Origin of the sequence: Pseudarthrobacter sp. NamB4 (genome assembly GCF_005796185.1) — a bacterium.
Classification (GTDB): Bacteria; Actinomycetota; Actinomycetes; order Actinomycetales; family Micrococcaceae; genus Arthrobacter.
The window spans coordinates 15,204-33,296 of the sequence record NZ_VAHM01000015.1 but is presented as its reverse complement, the minus strand read 5'-3'; the positions used below and the strand labels follow the sequence as shown (position 1 = coordinate 33,296).

Here is an 18,093-nt window from a genome sequence, read left to right as displayed (position 1 = left end):
CCGTTGACTGCTGCGTCCGGGCCGGCTGCTTGTCGCAGCCGGCCCGGCGTGCATCCACGGCCGATCGACCCAACAGTCACGTGCGAGAATGACCGCATGACCCAGGAACCGCAGCCGTCCGCATCCATGCTGTCGCCAGAAGCAGCGCCTGACCCTGCCTTCGAAGCCGCTTATCAGGCCGCAGAAAAGAGCGCCGGCGAAGGGGGCATTCCCATCGGGGCAGCACTCGCCCGCGAGGGCGTGGTTATCGCGAGCGGGCACAACGAACGGGTCCAGAACGGAGATCCGATAGCCCATGGGGAAATGTCGGCACTGCGCGCAGCCGGCAGGCAGAAGAGCTACCGGGACACCACTCTGTACACCACCCTTGCGCCGTGTGCCATGTGTGCCGGGACCATCATCCAGTTCAAAATCCCCCGCGTCGTGGTGGGCGAAACACGCACGTTCGACGGCGAGTTGGAGCTTTTGCGGTCACGCGGCGTTGAGGTGGTTATCCTGGACGATCAGCGCTGCGTGGAGATGATGCGTGCGTTCCAGGAGAACAAGCCCGACCTGTGGGCGGAGGACATAGCAGAGTAGGACCTGCGCGGCACGCCTGACCGCTTTCCGGTTGGCCCGCAGGTTTCGTCATCCCGTTGGTGCCGCCACCTCTGCCGCCCGGGCAGCGACTCCTGCATCGTCGCAATAGCCAAGCCCGCTTCGTTTGAAGCACAGCAACCCGAGAAGTTTCCCCCCGTCGTCCACGACGGCGAGGCGTCGCCGGCCTGCCGACTGGAGAGCAGCAGTGGCAGCACTAAGCGAGCACTCGGGAGCTATCGTCCTGCCGGAGGTCACCCCAAAGCCACATGCCTTTTCATCATCATGGGCGTCCGCAGGAATATCAGGGCGCTCCAAAGTGGTGACGAGCCGCAGGGTGGAGTCAACGATGAGAGCCAAATGAACGTGGTCGTCAGCAAAAAAGCGGCGCACTTCTGCCACGCTGCTGTCTGGCCCGAGCGTCTTTGGGCACGAAATCATCGCGTCGCTTACGCATGGCGAGTGGATAGCCTCAAGCACATCGCTTCCAAATTCGTCGAATGGGCATCTGCACATTGAATTCTACTTATCAGCAGCTTGAGGGGCTGCAGCCTGGCACCCTGCAGCGGGAAAAGGCGTACCTTCTGGACCTCTCTGATCCGTCCGGGCCGGCTGTTTCCTGCAGCCGGCCCGCCGCACGCCGATCGCAGTTGTCAGTGGACTCCTGCTACGGCGGCCTCCGGGAGGCCGTGCTCTCCTGCCCCGGCCACCTGCGCGACCCGGTCGCCCGGAGCGAAGTTACGACACAGTGCCCTGCTGCTTTTCCGTGCCGGACGGCCACGGCTGCATTAGGTAGGTACGAAGATTTCGGCGGTCCTAGACGCTTTTTCGAGCCCCTAATTAGCCTCAAAACCCCCTAATTGCTTGTCAAGCAAGCCTTCGACCTTGACATCTGCCGGGCCCGGTCATGAACTCTTTAACTAAGTCAAGAAGCGCGCTTACTTCCATCCCCGGGCGAGGCGGTGATATTGGTTTTCATTTCTTCCAATACCTCCTTTGCTCATGGCCGCCTCCCACCTATCCCGGACATAGGCTTTCGCGGGATACCTCCTGCCTGGCACGATATAGCCGCGCGTGGGTCTGAATCAGCCGCCTTGAACTAATCCCGGATCAGCGGGCGACTGCAAAGAAAATGCTGCCAAATACCAGCGATGACTAACGTGCTGCCTCCGTTTTGCCCGGACAGGACAAAATTCGGGTAATCCCATCCGCGTTACCGCACCTGGCTTATTAGTGCGCGTTTTTCGCCTTATTCGAATTAATAAATTGCACATGAACCAGGAAAAGGACTTATCGAATGACGCTGCCAAAACTCCGCGGTACCGCGCAGGAATAAACGAGTGGTTCCGCACCCCCGGACGGCGACGTTATGGATACTCATCCAACTTTCACCAGCAACAGGACCCCTGCCAGGCTCCTCCCTGAAGTAGAGGGGCCGGGGCTCATCGCCACCCCACCTGCCCTTCCCCTGCGGCGGGTGCTGTTTGCGAGCGCCGAAGCGTATCCATTCATGAAGGTGGGCGGACTGGCTGATGTCAGCAGCGCACTGCCGAAGAGGTTATTCGAACTCGGCTTCGACGTCCGTCTCGTGATCCCGGCGTACAGGGGTCTCGGGGGCAGCCCGGTGCTGACGTTCGACGTGCCGTTCGGTCCGGTCGCCGAGCGTGTCGTAGTCCGCCGGCTCCCGTCCTTGGGCGGGGTGGAGGTGCTCGGACTTCACGCTCCGGGGTGGTTCGACCGGGAGATACCGTACAGCTACCAGGACGGCGATGTCATGCCGTTTGTGTTCTTTTCGAAGGCAGTCACCGCGCTGGCTGCACAGAAGACGTGGCGTCCGCACATCATCCACTGCAACGACTGGCATTGCGGGCTGGTTGCCCAGGAAGCCCGGCAGGGACAGCACCGGCAGGCGTTGGCCGGTACCGGGATCGTCTTCACCATCCACAACATCGCCTACCAGGGCCCCGTGGGTGCCGCAACCGACCAGCTGATAGGACTGCCGCCAGAGGGAAGTTTGCTCGAACGCGGCATCGCTTTCGCAGATCGGATCAACACGGTCAGTCCCCGCTATATGGAGGAGATCCTCACCCCGGCTCAGGGAGCGGGCCTGGACGGGCTCCTGCAAACTCGCAGGGACGCAGCCCGCGGCATCCTCAATGGCGTCGACTACGACGAGTTCAATCCGGTGCTGGATCCCTGGATTGACACGCGCTACGACGGCGATTTTATGGCAGGCAAGCGCGCGAACAAGGAAGCCCTGCAGCGGCTGAGCAACCTGGAGCCCGCGCCGGACCGGCCGGTCTTCGGCATGGTCGCCCGGCTGGTGTCCCAGAAAGGCGTTGGCCTGCTGACTTCCGCATTGGAGCAGTTTGTCGCCAGGGGAGCCCAAGTGGTGGTGCTGGGTGAGGGTGCGCCCCGGTACCGGCGTAAGCTCGAGTGGGCCGCCCGGCGCTACCCCGGAAGCGTGAGCTACCATCCCACATCGAGTGAGCCCCTAGCCCGGCAGATCTACGCCGGCAGTGATTCCTTCCTTGCGCCGTCCGTTTTTGAGCCGTGCGGGCTGACCCCGCTAATCGCCCTGAAATACGGCACCATCCCCATCGTGCGCCGCACCGGTGGCCTCGCCGACACCGTGACGGACTACATGGAGGATCCGGCCGAGGGCCTGGGGTTTGTCTTTGTGCAACGCCGCGTCGCCTCGATGCTGTCAGCAGTGGATAACGCCCTGGCAGTTTACTCCCGGCGTCCCGAATGGAACCGGCTCCGGCGGCGGGCAATGGGAGCAGACTTCTCCTGGCGGGCACCGGTACGTGAATATGTTGCCCTGTACGAAGAGGCGCTGCACTCACGCCGTAACGCTGACCCCAGTTGGAACGCCGTTCAGGTCAATAAACCGGGACTCCGGTCGAGGCACCGTCCCGCTCCGCTTCCCATAGCGCTCGTCCATCATGCCAATCAGTACCTGATTACCGACGGCTATCAGGACCGGGAGGGCGTGACTGCGCTCGTTACGGGGTACTCGACACTGCTGCGGTTGCACGAGAAGTACCGCGTCCCGCTCAACCTCCATCTGTCCGGGACACTGATTGAAGCCGCGGCCTGGCAGCACCCCTGGTTCCTGGCGGAGGTCCGCCGGCTTCGCGATGTCGGATTGGTCTCGCTGACGGGCGGAACGTATTCGGAAAATGTCCTCACCGCCTTCGACAGGGAGTTCAACCGGCGGCAACTGCAGGAGTTGTTTTGGCTCTACCGGCGCCACCTCGGGTGCGCCCCGGCGGATCTGGAGATCTGCTGGGTTCCCGAGCGCGTGTGGGATACGGACCGCCTGGCCAAGGTGCTGACCGACCCGCGGCTGCCAAATGGCGGATATCGTTACGTTCTGCTCGATGACCGGCTGCTGTATCCCTCCGATGATGCCCACGGCGCCAGCGACAGGCTCGAATTTGACGGAGCTGACCCGGCCAGCCCACCTCCTGCCGACGCTCTCCGCCCATACCGCATCAAGGGTGGCAAGGGCCTGCAGGTAGTTCCTATGTCGACCCGGCTGCGCTACTGGATCCCGCCGGAGGACCGGAGCCACTGGCGCAGCCTGTCCCGGGCCGCCGAGCTTCCAACAGCTCCCGGCGACGACAGCATCCTGGTTTATGCGGACGACATGGAAAAGAGCGCGGGAGTGGGGCCATGGGATCCCGGTGCCCTCGGACGGTATGAGGAGTTCCTGCGTTGGCTGGCCACCCAGCCCAATCTTGTACCTGTCGACCTGCCGGGGTGGCTCCACCAGCGCCGAAGGCGCCCGGGTGTGCGTGTCCTGGAACGCGGAACTTTCGTGGAACTGGCCCAGGACTGGCACGCGGGGGAAGACTACAGCGGCTGGGGCCAGGACGAAGCCTGGGCCCCCTATCAGGACCACCTCGCTCGGACGCGCCGTGCAGTGGCCGAGGCAGAGAAAGCGGAGGCGGAACCCCGGCTGACGGCGCTGGCCTGGAAGCACCTGCTTGCTTCCGGGTACGAGACGGGGTGGCACGACACTGAGCGCCCCGACCGGCCACCGGCTGCCTGGGCCAAGGCGGTCGCGAGCCATGCGCGCGCGGCCTGCGTGTTGGCCGCCGCCGCCCGATGGTTCGGCCTCCCGGCCCGCCCGCTCGGAGCAGAATTGGCGGACATCGACGAAGACGGAACCGAGGAACTGGTGCTGCGGAGCAGGCACTTGTTCGCGGTGCTGGCCCCGGAGCACGGCGGCCGGCTGGTCTACCTGGCGTACCGGGGCCCAAACGGGGGCGTTTTGGTCATCGGCAACCCCACCGACGACTGGAACCGCCAGGAGGAGCTGAACAGCTACATGGACCTCCCAGCCAATCACCCCGGCGGCTTAGCCGACGGCGGAGGTGTCCATGACCGCTACGAAGTGAGCATCCACTCGGAGGACGGAGTAATCGTGGCGGAGTTGAGGGATGTGCAGGAGGACAGCCACCTGCTGGGGCTGTCCAAGCGGGTGATGATCGACGACACTGATCCCGCACTGCTGGTGGCGTACGATCTGCCGCCGGCGGCAGACGGGATCACAGTCCGCACCTGCCTGTCGCCGGACTATTACCGGTTGCTCCGCCACGGCCTGGCAGACCTGCAGCGCATCGGGGGAACCAACTGGCAGGGCGCCTCCAACCGGGCAACACAGGTATGGGTAGCGCTGGCCGGCGACGAAGACACCGCCTGGTGCGACCCTGACGGACCGGAACCGGGGCACGGCGCCCTCATCAGCCTGCACGCCCGGGCGAGATCTTTCCATGTGCTCATCGGCCTGGGTGAGATTGACGACGAGGTTTCCCAAGCAGCGGTGAAGGCGGCCCGGGAACGGCTCGCCTCCCGGATACACCGGGGCGTGACGGGAGGCCGGAAGTGAATGCGCCGAACCCAGACGGTGATGCACGGGCGCAGAGGTACGCGATCGCCGAGACCCTGCTTGCCTCTCCGCCACCGCTCGATGCCCTGGCTCCGGGACGGGCGGAGGTGCTCACGCGCTCGGTTGTGCACGCCTCCCGCACCCGCCCGGTGGTCCGATGGACCGTAACCCTTGACTCCGGGTCCGGCACCTCAGCTCCCCTGGCAGTCATCGGCAAGGGGTACCGCGCCGGCGGGGGCGAGCAGGTGTGGCGGTTGCTCAAAAGCCTGCGTCAGGCTGGCTTCGGCGACTCGGAACTCAGCGTCCCCGCACCATACGGGTTCGATCCGTCCCGTCAGCTTCTCACCCAGGAAGAGGCCCCGGGCACCACGCTGCATTCACTCCTGGAGGGTGACCCAGGATCGGCCGCGCCCGAGGCGGGCCGCGCTGGGCGCTGGCTCGCCCGACTCCACCACGTAAAGGGAGTTCACGCACCCGAGTTGGCGGCAGATTTCGAGCGGCGCAAGCTCACCGAGTATGCCGAGGCTTTGGCCGGGCTCCTGCCCCATGCCGCGGGCAGGCTGGCCGAGCTCACCGCGGCCACCCTTGAGGAGCTGGCCAGGGCCGGCGGTTCCCGGGTGCTCACACACGGCGACTTCCAACCCAAGAACATCCACTTGGACCGGCACCGTCTCGTGGTTATTGACTTCGACCGGGCAGCCTGGGCACCTGCCGGGCGGGACATCGGCCATTTCATCGGGCAGACCCTGACCATGGGGGCTTCCCGGCACGGAAGCCTGGCGGCCGCTGCGTCCTGGCTGGACACCTTCCTGGAAGGCTACTCGGGTGCGGGCGGCGAGGAAGGCGCAGTCCGGTCCGCCCCTGCCTACGTTGCCCGCACCTTCGCCGAGGTCCTTTTCTACCGCCTCGTCGTGCGCCCGGTTCCGGACTCCTCGTTCCTCCCTGACTGGCTGGACTCTTGGGAAGGGGCCGTCAGCGCCGCCGCGGGAGGGAGATACCGGTGAGACGAACCAGCGGGACCCGCACCCCCGCTCCGGTCATGCGCGCCCCGGCGATCCTGCGGACCTTCGGACCATTCCTGCGCCCGCAATGGTTCGGCTGCCTGCTGGCGGGGTTGCTCGCCGTCGCCGGTACCGGCATCGCCCTGCTCAAGCCGTGGCCGCTGAAATATCTATTCGACGAAGTGCTGCTGCCCAGCGGAAACCCCACCAGCCAGGACGTCCAGTACATCCTGGTCCTGGTGGTGGTGGCACTGGCCGGCATCGCCGTCGTCGACTCCCTGGTCGGAGCAGCCCGAAGCTACATCCTGACCGTGGTGGGCGAACGCGTCGCCGCAGGGATTCGCACCAGGCTCTACGATCACCTGCAGCGGCTGCCCCTTGCCTACCATGAAGGGACCCCAACGGGTGAACTGACAACCCGCCTGACAGGAGACGTCGACAAGGTGCGCGCCTTGCTCACCGTGACGTTCGTTGACGCCTCCACCCACGTACTCACACTGGCTGGGATGGCGGGCGTCCTGCTGGTTTTGGACTGGCAACTCAGCCTTGCGCTGCTCATGGTGCTGCCCCTGCTGATGCTCACGGTCACCAGCTTTCGAGCCCGGATCCGGGCGGTGGAGGAAAACGCCCGCGATAGCGAGGGTGACCTGGCGGCGGTAGCGCAGGAGTCGCTGGTGGCAATCAAACTGGTCAAGGCAACAGGACGGGAAGAGCACGAGTCCAAGCGCTTCCGTCACCACTCCGAAGCCTCGGTCGCGGCTGTACTGCGCTCAGCGCGCACGAGCGCCGCATTCGGCGCTGCTGTCGACGCGGTTGTCGCTGTAGCCACCACAGGTCTTATCTGGCTTGGAGCCCAGCGTGTGCTCGAGGGTGCGCTTACCCCCGGCGACCTGGTCATCTTCACCTCGTACCTGCGTGACTTCTTCGGTCCAACACGCGCGTTGTCCAAGCTGCCCGCCCAGCTGACCCGTGCCGGGGTGCGGGCAGCACGTATCGCCGACACCCTCCGGCGGAGCCCTGACATCCAGGACAAGCCCGATGCCCGCCCTGCGGGCCCGCCCCGGAAGCAGCTGAGCCTGGACCGGGTTGGATTTGCCTACACCCAGGACCGTCCCGTCCTGCGGAATGTGGACCTGACCGTGCCGGTGGGCAGCACCCTGGCGGTCGTCGGACCCACAGGAGCCGGGAAATCCACGATCGCTGCCCTGATGTGCCGCCTGCAGGACCCGACCAGCGGCCGGGTCCTTCTGGACGGCGCGGACCTGCGTGACCTGACCGTCGCGAGCCTGCATTCCCAGGTGGGGCTGGTTACGCAGGACGCAGTGCTTTTCCGGGCGACCGTGCGGGAGAACATAGCGTACGGGCGCCCGGATGCGTCGCTGGAGGAGGTCCAGGACGCAGCCCGGGCTGCCCAGGCCCACGACTTCGTGCAGGCGCTCCCCCGCGGCTACGACACCGTGCTGGCTGAGCGGGGGGCCACACTGTCCGGAGGCCAGCGGCAGCGGCTGGCACTGGCGCGCGGAGTGCTGCAGGGATGCCCGGTCCTTGTGCTCGACGAACCGACAACGGGCCTGGATGCCCGAGCCGAGCGCGCAGTGCTGAATGCCCTTCGGCAGGTGGCATCCGGGCGGACCACAGTGATCATCACGCATCGCATGACGGCGGCCATGGCAGCCGACGAGATTATCGTTCTTGATGCGGGCAGGGTGGTGGAACGCGGTACCCACCACCGGCTCATCGCCGCCGGCGGCCTCTATACCGAGATGTGCCTTCTGCAAGGCATCACCGGCTCACGCCCAGCCCGGAACCGCAGCGCACGCAGCAACGGACACCACCACTCACCACCACAGTCCAAAGCCGAGGCCGACCAGCCCACGACCTACCCGAGAGGAGGCCGACAGTGACCGAACCCAGTTTCCGGCCTGAGCAAAGCGACCTGACCGATCGCGCCACCGCTAGTGGGGCGACTATCTTCTCCGGCGTCACAGATCCCGCAGCCGAACCGGCGGAGCAAATGCTGCTCCACAGTTCGGCAGCCCGCCAAGGAGGCCGGCTACCGGCCACCACCGTCGATGAGGCCGCACTGTTCCCACTGCTGCAGAACGCATACGGCTTCGGCCGTTGGCACTCCTGGTGCCGGACCGACAAGGGCTCATCGAACATCAGCTGGTTCGTCCAGACCGATGCCGGCATGGTGGTGCTGCGCCGCTCACACAACCTGAAGACAGTGGCAGGGGCCCAGTTCGAGTTCGCTCTCATTGAGCACCTGCGCGGGCTTGGCTATCCAGCCCCGCCCGTTCAGCGCACGCAGGACGGAGCCATCTATGTCCAGGTTCATGGCGTCCTGCATATGGTCATGGGCCTGCTGCCAGGGCGGGCATACGATCCCGCTGACCCGGCCCAACTCGAGGCCGCTGCCCGGGGACTGGGCCGTTACCACTCCATCGTCTCTGAGCTAACACCAACGGGGGAACCGAAGCGGTCATCAAGCCTGGCTTCCCTCGGACAGTTCGGGCAGGAGAACCTGTACGCCGCCGTCAATGTCGTCTTGCCTCTGCTGCCAACGGATTCTGCTGCGGCTGTGACCCGAGACGCCCACTACCTGGTTGACCGGATGGAGCAGCTGAACGTCGGACTCGGGCAGCGACAGAAGGACATGCGCTCCCTGGTGATTCACGGCTCCTACGGCCAGTCCGCGGTGCTGGTTGACGGGCATCGGCTGACCGGGGTGCTCGACTTCGACCGGTCCGCCCATGACCTCCTGGCCCTGGATCTGGCCTATGCGCTGAGGTCTTTCTGCCGGGAAGTCCCGATCAGGCACAATGGTCCCGCCGCCAACCCGGACCTTTGCCGAACCTTCCTCCGGCACTACCGCAGCCAGGCCGCCCCCTTGGCGGACGCGGACCTGGCGGCCTTGCCGGAGGTGTTCCAAGCCCAGCGGCTGGTAGTGATCGCAAAGAAATGCCAGAACCTGCTGACGAAGCAGGCGATAGTACCCCGGCAGTCCAAGGACGCCCTCAATTTCGCGCTGCTGCTGCAGCGCGAGTGCGCACGAGTGCGCTGGCTCACCCATAACCCCTTCCCAATAACGGAGGACGCATGAACCGCACCCAAGTCCGGTCCCAGCACCGCCAGATCAAGGAGCAGCAGGTCAATCGCGCCGACCGGGTCTGTGCGCCGGAGTTCCTTAATCGCTACGTTCGCCCGCACTTAAATCCGGCAGTCGCCAGCGCTCCGGACGGCGGCCAGTGGACAACGCAGGTGATTCAACTGGACGGCTCGGGGGCCGCGACCGTGAAGATCCAGCTCGACGGCGGCCCCCCTGTTTTCGCCAAGCTGTTCCCCTTCGAGGATGGTCCTGCCGTGCACGCAAAGCTGCAGGCCCTCCGTAACGCCGGACTGGGGGCTGGTTCCCCATTCCAAGCTGTTGAGCCGCTGGCGTGGTACGGGGACGAAAAGGTCCTGTTGTGCCAGGGAGCCCCGGGCCGGGCACTGTCGGAGATGTTCGACGACGGCGCTGAACTCACCGAAGGCTGCGCCCGGGCCGGATCATGGCTGGCCCACCTGCACGGAGTGGATCTCCGGATCGGAGCTCAACATTCCCTCCTGGTGACAGGGGAACTGACGAGCCTGGCCAAGCGCCTTGCCAAAGTGGTCGCTGACCATCCGGGCTACACCGAGGTGGCTCTGGGCATGCTCGAACGGTTGGACGACCTCACCCATGACACCGTGGACGGCATCCTGGCACAGAGCCACGGGCAGTACCGGCCGATCCATGTCTTCCTTACCGGGGACACCGTCACAGTGATCGACCTCGACCGCAGTGCGCCGGCGGACCCCTCCCGTGATGTGGCGGAGTTCCTGCACCGGCTGCGCCAAGGCGTTTACTCGACCACCGGCGACATTTCCCGGGCGGACCAGCCCTGCAGCGCCTTCCTCGCCGCGTATCGGGAAGTGGCCGGCTTCGAGCGGCTGCGGAACCTGCAGTTCCACTGGGCCCGGTACCTTTTCCACAGCCTCAACCGGGAGGTCAAAGGTGGGGACGGTGACTGGCGGAACGGCGGCAATGCCGTGTTCCGGCACTATCGGGATGAGTTCTACAGGGTAGTAGATGGACGGGCAGGCGCATGACGTCAACTGTTGGCATCCTGCTGGACCGTGCGGGGCAGGAGCTCCCATTGGCCGAGCTCGCCACTCTGTGGCCGCTGGGTGGCTGGAACTCCGTGGCCCCTGTGACGGGCGGCAAGAACGAGCACCTGCGCGTGTCTGCCGGGGATGGCGTCCACTACCTGCGCCGCTCCTACCGGTCAAAACCGCCCCAGGAGCTGGTCCGCCAGTTGCGCCTGATGCGGCTTCTCCGGGAGCGGGGATTCCCCGCACCGGAGGTAGTCTCCCCCTGCTCCGGTGAGGACTACGCGGACCTGGACGGACGCCTGTGGATTGCCACGCGGGGAGTCGAAGGAACACCCTTCGACGATGCATCGCTCGAGCATGTGCGGGCTCTGGGCCGGATGCTGGCCAGGTACCACCACACCGTTGCCGACCTCCCGGCACCCATGACCGAGCCGGCCGTGCTGGTTGAGTTGCGCGGCCGGGCAAACGACGAAGGGGTAGACGCCGCCCTGAGGGCCCGGACCGCACACCTGGCGGAGCAATTAGCCGGCCTCCTGCCACGCCTGCCCCGGGTGGTGGTGCACGGAGGTGCCCGGCGCGGCAGCCTCGTGTTCAACGGCGCCCAGGTAGCGGGCGTTCTGGACTTCGACAGCGCCCACGCGGACGTGCGGGTTTTGGATCTTGCCGTCGCAGTGCACGACGTCGGCAAGGTCTATACCCGCCCAGGGGAAGCCGACAATAAGGTGGCCCTTGACCTGGGCCGCGTGACCGAACTGCTGGCCGCTTACAGGCAGGTCCTGCGGCCTACGGAGGTTGAGGTCGAGGCACTGCCACTTCTGCTGGAAGCCAAGCGCCTGAAGCGCGGCCTGGGGCGGCTCAGCCGGGCACGGCTGGGCGAAAGTCTCTCCGACAACGACTACGCGAAAATCCGCTTAGAAGACCAACGTATCGCTTGGCTGGACGAGCACCGCAGCGCATTATCGACCGCTATGCACGAGGCCCTGGCGGGGTGAGAGCCAGCGCGCAGGCCATCTGGCTACAGCATCAGCGCACCACCCCTAGTCCGCCGCGGCGAGCTGCCCGCAGGCGCCGTCGATCTCCTTGCCGCGCGTGTCCCGAAGGGTGCAGGGCACGCCAGCGGCCCGGAGCCGGGCGATGAATTCCTGCTCCACCGGCTTGTCCGACGCGGTCCAAATGGAGCCCGGAGTCGGGTTGAGCGGGATCGGGTTCACGTGCACCCAGCCGCGGCCGCGCTGGTTCAGCTTCTTGGCCAGCAGGTCCGCACGCCAGGGGTGATCGTTCATGTCCTTGATCAGTGCGTACTCGATGCTGACCCGGCGGCCGGTCTTGCGGTAGTAGTCGTAGGCGGCGTCGAGTGCCTCGTCCACCTTCCAGCGGTTGTTCACCGGAATCAGCTCGTCACGGAGCTCATCGTCCGGAGCGTGCAGGGACAGTGCGAACGTGACCGGGACGTCCTCGTCCGCGAGCTTGCGGATGGCCGGGACCAGCCCGACCGTGGAAACGGTGATGTTCCGGGCCGACATGCCAAGGCCCTCGGGCGAGGGGTCCACAAAGCGGTGGACGGCCGCCATCACGCGCTTGTAGTTCGCCAGCGGCTCACCCATTCCCATGAAGACGATGTTGGTGACCCGCTCGTCGTCGTGCTCCTTCGGACCCAGCTCGCCGGCAGCGATGGCGCGGTTCGCGGCGACCACCTGGTCCACGATCTCCGCCGTGGACATGTTGCGGGTCAGCCCCGCCTGGCCGGTGGCGCAGAAGGGGCAGTTCATCCCGCAGCCGGCCTGGGAGGAGACGCAGAGAGTGATACGGCCCGGGTAGCGCATCAGCACTGACTCGACGAGCGCGCCGTCGAACAGCCGCCAAAGGAACTTGATGGTGTCCCCACTGTCTGTCTGGACGCGGCGGACCTCGGTGAGCAGTGGCGGGAACATCTCCGAGACCAGCTCCTCACGGCCAGCCTTGGGCAGATCGCTCATGGCGCCCGGGTCTGTGGTCCAGTGCTGGAAGTAGTGTGTGGAGAGCTGCTTCGCACGGAAGGCAGGGACGCCAAGCTCCTTCAGCTTCGCAGCGCGCTCGGCCAGGGTCAGGTCGGCCAGATGCGCCGGCGGCTGCTTCACCCGCGGGGAGGCGAACTGGAGCAGCGGCCTGCCCTCGGAAGTACGCGCCTGCTCCCACCCCTCGGCCGTCGGGCGGACCTGCGGGCGGCTGCTCTCGTCGTCGTCCTTGCCCTTTTTGGGAGCGCGTACGGGAGTATCGGAGGAAGTGGTGGGGGAAGTCATCCCTTCCATCATCCCAGACCACTTCCCGCAGGGGAACTTCAGTGGCCTGACAGAGTGAAGCACGACGGCGGCAGGGGGGCTTCCAGTGCGATCATCCGTAATTAGATCGCTGGCTTTCGTTGACACCTCCAACACCCCGACTTAGGCTCCTGCCATTGTGGGTCAGTGGATGCGGGGACGAAGGGACAGTGCTGTGAACCAGGACAACGGGCAGTTGCGAAACCAGATGGGACGTCTCGGATTTGGGGGTACCGGCGTCGGCAACCTGTACCGGGCCATCTCCGACGAGCAGGCGGCTGCAACCATCGAAGCAGCCTGGGATGCAGGGATCCGTTACTTCGATACGGCACCGCACTATGGCCTCGGCCTGTCCGAGCGGCGCATCGGCGAATTCCTTGCCGCCAAGCCGCGGAGCGAGTTCGTCATCTCCACGAAAGTCGGCAGGGTCCTGGTGCCGTCACCGGCAACCGCGGACAAGAAGGACCCGGAGGGTTTCGACGTGCCTGCCGTGATGCGGCGGGAATGGGATCCCTCCGAAGCGGGAGTGCGGCGCAGCATCGAGGATTCCCTGGAGCGGCTGGGCGTCGACTACATCGACATCGTTTACCTGCACGACCCCGACGTCTACAGCATGGAAGACGCAGTGAAGTCCGCCCTGCCGGCCCTGGAGAAAGTCCGGGCCGAAGGCCTGGTCCGGGCCATCGGCGTGGGTACCAACACTGCCGGCGCAGCCGTGGAGTGCGTGGAAGCGGCGGACCTGGATCTGCTCATGCTGGCCGGCAGGTTCACCATGCTGGAACAGCCCGGCTCCGACGGCCGCCCGGGCGCAGGGCTGCTGGACCGGTGTCTGGAGCTGGGCACCGGGGTGGTGAGCGTCGGCGTCTACAACTCCGGCATCCTTGCCAAGCCGGAGCTGCCCTCCGACGCGCACTACAACTATTCGCAGGCCAGTGAGGAAATCCTGGAACGCGCCAGGGAACTGGCCGGGATCTGCAAGGAATACGACGTCGAGCTTCCCACCGCCGCCATCCAGTTCCCCTTCCGCCACCCGGCCGTCGTCAACGTCACCGTCGGCGCCAGCAAGCCGGAGCAGATCAGCCAGAGCGCAGAGCGCATGTCCGCTGACATTCCCGCCGAGCTGTGGCAGGAGCTGCAGCAGCGGAGGCTGATCCCAGCTTGAGGGCCGCCCGGGGCATGGGGGCCCTCAAGCTGGGACAGCGTCACGATCAGGGGATCAGGTTGTCTGCCTTGTAGCGGTCGAAGAGTGCGGTGAAGGCGTCCAGCGTCCGCCGGTATCCAATGAAACCTGCGTCGCGGCTCTTGCCCATGTCGGTCACCACCTCAATGCCACGGCCCAGGTCGCTGTCTGTGTGCCACCAGGAGGCCATACGGTTCAGATCCGGCTCTCTGAGGTTGTAGCGCCCCGCAATTTCCCTCCATTGAGGCCGGTCATCAGGGCAACATGGGCCACGTGCTTGCCCCGAAGCGCGGCCAAAAGATCCCGCAGCATCCCCGCGTTGACGGTGATATTCTCCTCCTCGGTGTCACGCCGGGACCACGCCGTGAAGAAGACGTGCGAGGGCTTCTCGGGCGCCAGCACAGCGTTCAACGATGCCGCCGAGGTGAGGTCGGCGGAAAGCCATCGGACCCCAGGGCGCTCCGCTGCGGGGTGCCGGGACAAGGCGAGGACCGTCCATCCCTCCTTCGCCAAGGTATCCACCAGGGCCGACCCGGCAATGCCGGTGGCTCCCACGACGAGCGCTGTCCGCTTCGTGTCCGCTGTTGCTCCTTCGCCGATAGTCATAGTGCTCCTGCTCCTTCTGGTAGTGCTGCTCTGCCCCCACTCAGAAAGGGCACGAAGCCCCGGAGAGCCAGCACGCCAGAGCACGGAGCGATCAAGCCGACGTCGGCCCATTAGCCACAAGCCGCCGCCTTACGCAGATACTCCAGCGCCCGCCGTTGGCAGCGTGAGGATTTCCGCACCAGAGCTGGTGATGGCGATGGTGTGCTCGCTGTGCGCGGTCCGGCACCCTGTTGCGCTCTTGAGCGTCCATCCGTCCGTGTCCGTGACGAGCTCAGCGGTGTCTGCCATGACCCACGGCTCCAGTGCCAGCAGGAGCCCCGGACGCAGCTTGAAGCCGCGGCCGGGCCTCCCCGCGTTGCGGACGTGCGGGTCCTGGTGCATGGTGGAGCCGATCCCGTGGCCGCCGAACTGCGTGTTGACCGGATACCCGGCCTTGTCCAGGACCGAGCCGATGGCATGGGAGATGTCACCGATGCGGGCGCCGGGGCGGGCCGCTGCTATCCCGGCAGACAGTGCCCGCTCCGTAGCGTCGATCAACGCAGCGCTTTCCGGGTCTTGGGAAGAGCCAACAATGAAGCTGATCGCGGAGTCCGCAGCTATCCCGTTCTTCGCAACCGCGAGGTCCAGGGTCAGCAGGTCGCCGTCGGCAAGCGTGTAGTCGTGGGGCCTGCCGTGGAGCACGGCATCGTTGACGCCGGTGCAGATGTAATACCCGAACGGCCCCCGCCCAAAGGACGGCGCGTAGTCCACATAACAGGACTGTGCTCCGGCCTCATTGATCATGGACTTGGTCCACTGGTCAATTTCCAGGAGGCTGGTGCCAACGGTGCTGCGGCTCTTCATTGCCTGCAGAATGTCGGCCACCAGGGCACCGGCCTCCCTCGCACGGGCAAGCTCGGCGGGATTGAGGATCTCGATCATGCGGCGCCTCTCACTATCCCGGCCATATTATCCCGGTATTAGTATTGGAGCCATGGTCAGATTGCCGCTTACGGCCGGGGAAGTGGAGCGCGGGCAGCGCCTCGGAGCCCTGCTGCGCCGTGCCAGGGGCGAGCGCCCCATGCTCGAAACCGCGCTTGAGGCCCGAGTTTCCCCGGAGACTCTCCGGAAAATCGAATCAGGCCGCGTCGCCACCCCCGCATTTCCCACCATCGCCGCAATCGCCGATGTCCTGGGACTTTCACTCGACGACGTGTGGGCTGAGATCAACCGGACCGAAAGCAGCGGCAAATCCTCCAGCGCAGGTACGCGCCTGGCCTCCTAGAGTTCCACAGCCGGGGACGGGTCTACCCCGCCGGCCGCAGCGAGGTGATCATCCGCTTGATGTCCTGGTACTCGGGAGTCTGCGCGTACAGTTTCGCCTTCTCCAGGTACGGCAAGGAAGGATCACCCGGCGTGAGGTTGAGCTCCGGGTTGTAGAACGCCCCGAACGTGGCGGCGTTGGGCGGCCACGTGAAGAAGTGGAAGATGTAGCAGGCCGAATCGCCCTCGGGCAGGGGTGCGGACGTGATGCCGTAGGCCGCTGCCGGGGTGTCCGGCGGGCCGGGAATGCCGGCTTCGCCGCGGGTTTCGAACGTGTACCGCGGCACTGTGCCGGACTGCGCCAGCTGCGGCATGTCCTGGGATTCCAGCACGGAGTAGGGGTACCTTTCGGTGCAGGTGGAGCCGGTGGCCATGTTGGTGCGAAGGGTTGCCAGCAGCCTGCCGTCCTCGCTGGTTACCTCAGCGAAGGCGCCGCCGCCCTCGGCCAGCTCCCCCGCCGGGTCCTTGATGTTCCAGCCGGCGGGCAGGTCGAAGGAGAGGTCACCCGCCGCAGTGGTGTAGGTGGTCCAAGAGTCCGACGGCGGCGTGCTGGCTGCCGTGCCGACCGTGACACTTGGCGAGGCGGCCGCCGTCGTGGTTTCCATTGCTGTTGGCGTTGGGGTGGCCGCCGCCGAGGGGGAGGCGCTCGACGGCGTCGGCTGCGGCTGAGTGGCCGGTCCGCCGCAGGCGGTGAGCAGCGAAAGGGAAAAAAGTACTGCCGGGGTTATCGCGCCGAACCTTGCTGACCGCCGCATCTCCGCCTCCTTGTCAGCGTTCTGATCCCTTAAATTGTGCTGCCGCGCACCGCCCCGGGAGCTGGTAATCAACCGATTGGAGCCAAACCGTTGCACCTCATAACGGAACTTCTGCCATAGGCTGAGGTCCGGACGATGGAGAGGAATTTGCGCACCTGCCTGGCCCAGATCTGGCAGGCAACTGCAAGGTCCGCTCGTGGGGGCGGTGCGTGACGGTCAGGAGCTCAGGGACGCCCTGCAGTTCAAGGGCTTCTTGTGGCGTAGAAGACTACGAACTGCCGGCTGCGCACCCGTGGCAGAAATTCGAAGGTATATGGACGATCTTCTACCGGCGCAGGAACTACGTGGCAGTCAACGGTCCGGTTTGGGGGGCGGAACCCCCGCGCGAGTCAGGCTCAAGCGCGGGGGCCCCTGTGCTTCCGTGTTGGGGAAATAACGTGGAAACAGGAAGAAACTACCGCCCAGTAGACCGGAAGACCCCCAAAATATAGCCCCTTAGGTGAATCTTGATTGAACCTTGAGCCCAGGGCATACGCCCGAAACGTCAGCTCTTCGGGTCCTCCGTGGCGTCGGGGTCCTCCTCGGGCTCGAACGTGTTGGGCTCCGCGTCCGCAGCGATGCCGATGCCGTCGCCGCCCGCGGGGATCCCGCCGTCGTCCTTCCGCATGGCGCCTTCCGCACCTCCGGGGCGCCCGTCCCCAGGGCGCTCGTCTTCAGGCAGTGAATCGGGTGAATTGATAGTCATCGCTCCTCCTTCAATGGCCGGGCCTCCACGCTAACAGCCATTGACCCGAAAGGCGCCGAAGAAAGGAAAGTTTTTATGGCCGGCGGCGGATGGGGGCTGCCGCACGGAGGATGACGTCCAGTCCTGCGGGGCTTCCGTGCCAATGGCGCGCCAGGGCCCCAGGTCCGGCCCGCTTAAGGACTGAGCGCAGCACCAGCGCCACGATGACGGCGTCGTCCGCATACCCGATCACCGGGATGAAATCCGGCACCAGGTCGATGGGCAGCAGGAGGTAGGCGAGCAGCAGCACCAGCCGCACGCGGATCGCGACGTCGACAGTCCGGTCAGCAGCCAGCCCTCTGATCAGACGGAGCAGGTCCGGGAGCAGCCGCAGCGCGTCCTTCATGGTGACGGCTTCGGGGTGGCGGCGCGCGTAGACCCACAGCAGAACGAGCAATACGGCGTACGCCAGCAGCAGACCCGCCACTATTCCGACGACGGTTTCCCAGGACATCAGGAACCTCTCCACTGTGCGGCCAGAATGTCCGCTGCTGCCATGATGCTACGGCAGGGGTACCGGCATCTGGGCCTCGAAGACATCCTGAACATCTTCCGGGG

At 65.7% G+C, this 18,093-nt stretch carries 16 protein-coding genes and 1 pseudogene; 9 read left to right on the top strand and 8 right to left on the bottom strand.

Features of this window, described 5'->3' with window-relative positions:
* Positions 1-96: 96 nt before the first annotated feature.
* Complete coding sequence (locus FDW81_RS14075; RefSeq protein ID WP_138134798.1) at positions 97-579, top strand: nucleoside deaminase; 483 nt, start codon at positions 97-99, stop codon at positions 577-579.
* 48 nt (positions 580-627) lie between these two features.
* Here the strand turns inward: FDW81_RS14075 and FDW81_RS14070 are convergent, their stop codons facing one another.
* The gene (locus FDW81_RS14070; RefSeq protein WP_171027216.1) at positions 628-978 is read right to left on the bottom strand and encodes a CBS domain-containing protein; all 351 of its coding nucleotides are present in this window, start codon (positions 976-978) and stop codon (positions 628-630) included.
* A gap of 967 nt (positions 979-1,945) precedes the next feature.
* On the opposite strand from FDW81_RS14070, the gene FDW81_RS14065 reads away from it, so the two are divergent.
* The 6 genes from FDW81_RS14065 to FDW81_RS14040 are packed head-to-tail and all read left to right on the top strand — an operon-like array spanning position 1,946 to position 11,603.
* Positions 1,946-5,476 carry a glycogen/starch synthase gene (locus FDW81_RS14065; protein WP_138134796.1) on the top strand — a complete coding sequence of 1,177 codons (3,531 nt, stop codon included), beginning with the start codon at positions 1,946-1,948 and terminating at the stop codon, positions 5,474-5,476.
* On the top strand, positions 5,473-6,480 hold the full coding sequence (locus tag FDW81_RS14060; RefSeq protein ID WP_138134795.1) for a phosphotransferase: 1,008 nt from the start codon (positions 5,473-5,475) through the stop codon (positions 6,478-6,480). Before FDW81_RS14065 ends, FDW81_RS14060 begins: the two co-directional genes overlap by 4 nt.
* On the top strand, positions 6,477-8,381 hold the full coding sequence (locus FDW81_RS14055; protein WP_138134794.1) for an ABC transporter ATP-binding protein: 1,905 nt from the start codon (positions 6,477-6,479) through the stop codon (positions 8,379-8,381). Before FDW81_RS14060 ends, FDW81_RS14055 begins: the two co-directional genes overlap by 4 nt.
* Complete coding sequence (locus FDW81_RS14050; RefSeq protein ID WP_138134793.1) at positions 8,378-9,580, top strand: phosphotransferase; 1,203 nt, start codon at positions 8,378-8,380, stop codon at positions 9,578-9,580. The genes FDW81_RS14055 and FDW81_RS14050 overlap by 4 nt, the downstream gene beginning before the upstream one ends.
* Positions 9,577-10,608, top strand: a complete 1,032-nt coding sequence (locus FDW81_RS14045; protein ID WP_138134792.1) for a phosphotransferase family protein — start codon at positions 9,577-9,579, stop codon at positions 10,606-10,608. The genes FDW81_RS14050 and FDW81_RS14045 overlap by 4 nt, the downstream gene beginning before the upstream one ends.
* A complete protein-coding gene (locus FDW81_RS14040; protein ID WP_138134791.1) occupies positions 10,605-11,603 on the top strand; it encodes a phosphotransferase enzyme family protein in 999 nt (332 codons plus the stop codon). The genes FDW81_RS14045 and FDW81_RS14040 overlap by 4 nt, the downstream gene beginning before the upstream one ends.
* A 45-nt stretch (positions 11,604-11,648) precedes the next feature.
* Here the strand turns inward: FDW81_RS14040 and rlmN are convergent, their stop codons facing one another.
* On the bottom strand, positions 11,649-12,890 hold the full coding sequence (gene rlmN, locus FDW81_RS14035) for a 23S rRNA (adenine(2503)-C(2))-methyltransferase RlmN (protein ID WP_240720290.1): 1,242 nt from the start codon (positions 12,888-12,890) through the stop codon (positions 11,649-11,651).
* Positions 12,891-13,083: 193 nt separating this feature from the next.
* Between rlmN and FDW81_RS14030 the strand changes: the two genes are divergently transcribed.
* Complete coding sequence (locus FDW81_RS14030) at positions 13,084-14,070, top strand: aldo/keto reductase (RefSeq protein WP_138134789.1); 987 nt, start codon at positions 13,084-13,086, stop codon at positions 14,068-14,070.
* Positions 14,071-14,116: 46 nt separating this feature from the next.
* Here the strand turns inward: FDW81_RS14030 and FDW81_RS18755 are convergent, their stop codons facing one another.
* The 3 genes from FDW81_RS18755 to map all read right to left on the bottom strand — a co-directional run bounded on the left by FDW81_RS18755 (position 14,117) and on the right by map (position 15,615).
* Positions 14,117-14,278, bottom strand: coding sequence for a hypothetical protein (locus FDW81_RS18755; RefSeq protein WP_370279062.1), 162 nt, complete (start codon positions 14,276-14,278; stop codon positions 14,117-14,119).
* Between the two features lie 5 nt (positions 14,279-14,283).
* Entirely contained in the window at positions 14,284-14,694 is a 411-nt protein-coding gene (locus FDW81_RS14025) for an NAD-dependent epimerase/dehydratase family protein (RefSeq protein WP_370279061.1), read from the bottom strand.
* A 129-nt stretch (positions 14,695-14,823) separates the two neighbouring features.
* Positions 14,824-15,615, bottom strand: coding sequence for a type I methionyl aminopeptidase (gene map / locus FDW81_RS14020; RefSeq protein WP_138134788.1), 792 nt, complete (start codon positions 15,613-15,615; stop codon positions 14,824-14,826).
* 52 nt (positions 15,616-15,667) lie between these two features.
* On the opposite strand from map, the gene FDW81_RS14015 reads away from it, so the two are divergent.
* Complete coding sequence (locus tag FDW81_RS14015) at positions 15,668-15,958, top strand: helix-turn-helix domain-containing protein (protein WP_138134787.1); 291 nt, start codon at positions 15,668-15,670, stop codon at positions 15,956-15,958.
* A gap of 22 nt (positions 15,959-15,980) precedes the next feature.
* Here FDW81_RS14015 and FDW81_RS14010 read toward each other — a convergent pair whose 3' ends face one another.
* From FDW81_RS14010 to FDW81_RS18750, 3 genes and pseudogenes are all read right to left on the bottom strand, one after another.
* Positions 15,981-16,751 (bottom strand): hypothetical protein, encoded by a 771-nt coding sequence (locus FDW81_RS14010; RefSeq protein ID WP_138134786.1) that lies wholly within the window; start codon positions 16,749-16,751, stop codon positions 15,981-15,983.
* A gap of 544 nt (positions 16,752-17,295) precedes the next feature.
* Positions 17,296-17,496, bottom strand: a complete 201-nt coding sequence (locus FDW81_RS14005) for a hypothetical protein (RefSeq protein ID WP_138134785.1) — start codon at positions 17,494-17,496, stop codon at positions 17,296-17,298.
* Positions 17,497-17,688: 192 nt separating this feature from the next.
* Positions 17,689-17,770: pseudogene (locus tag FDW81_RS18750) on the bottom strand (DUF1232 domain-containing protein); the annotation flags it as partial.
* Positions 17,771-18,093: the final 323 nt, after the last annotated feature.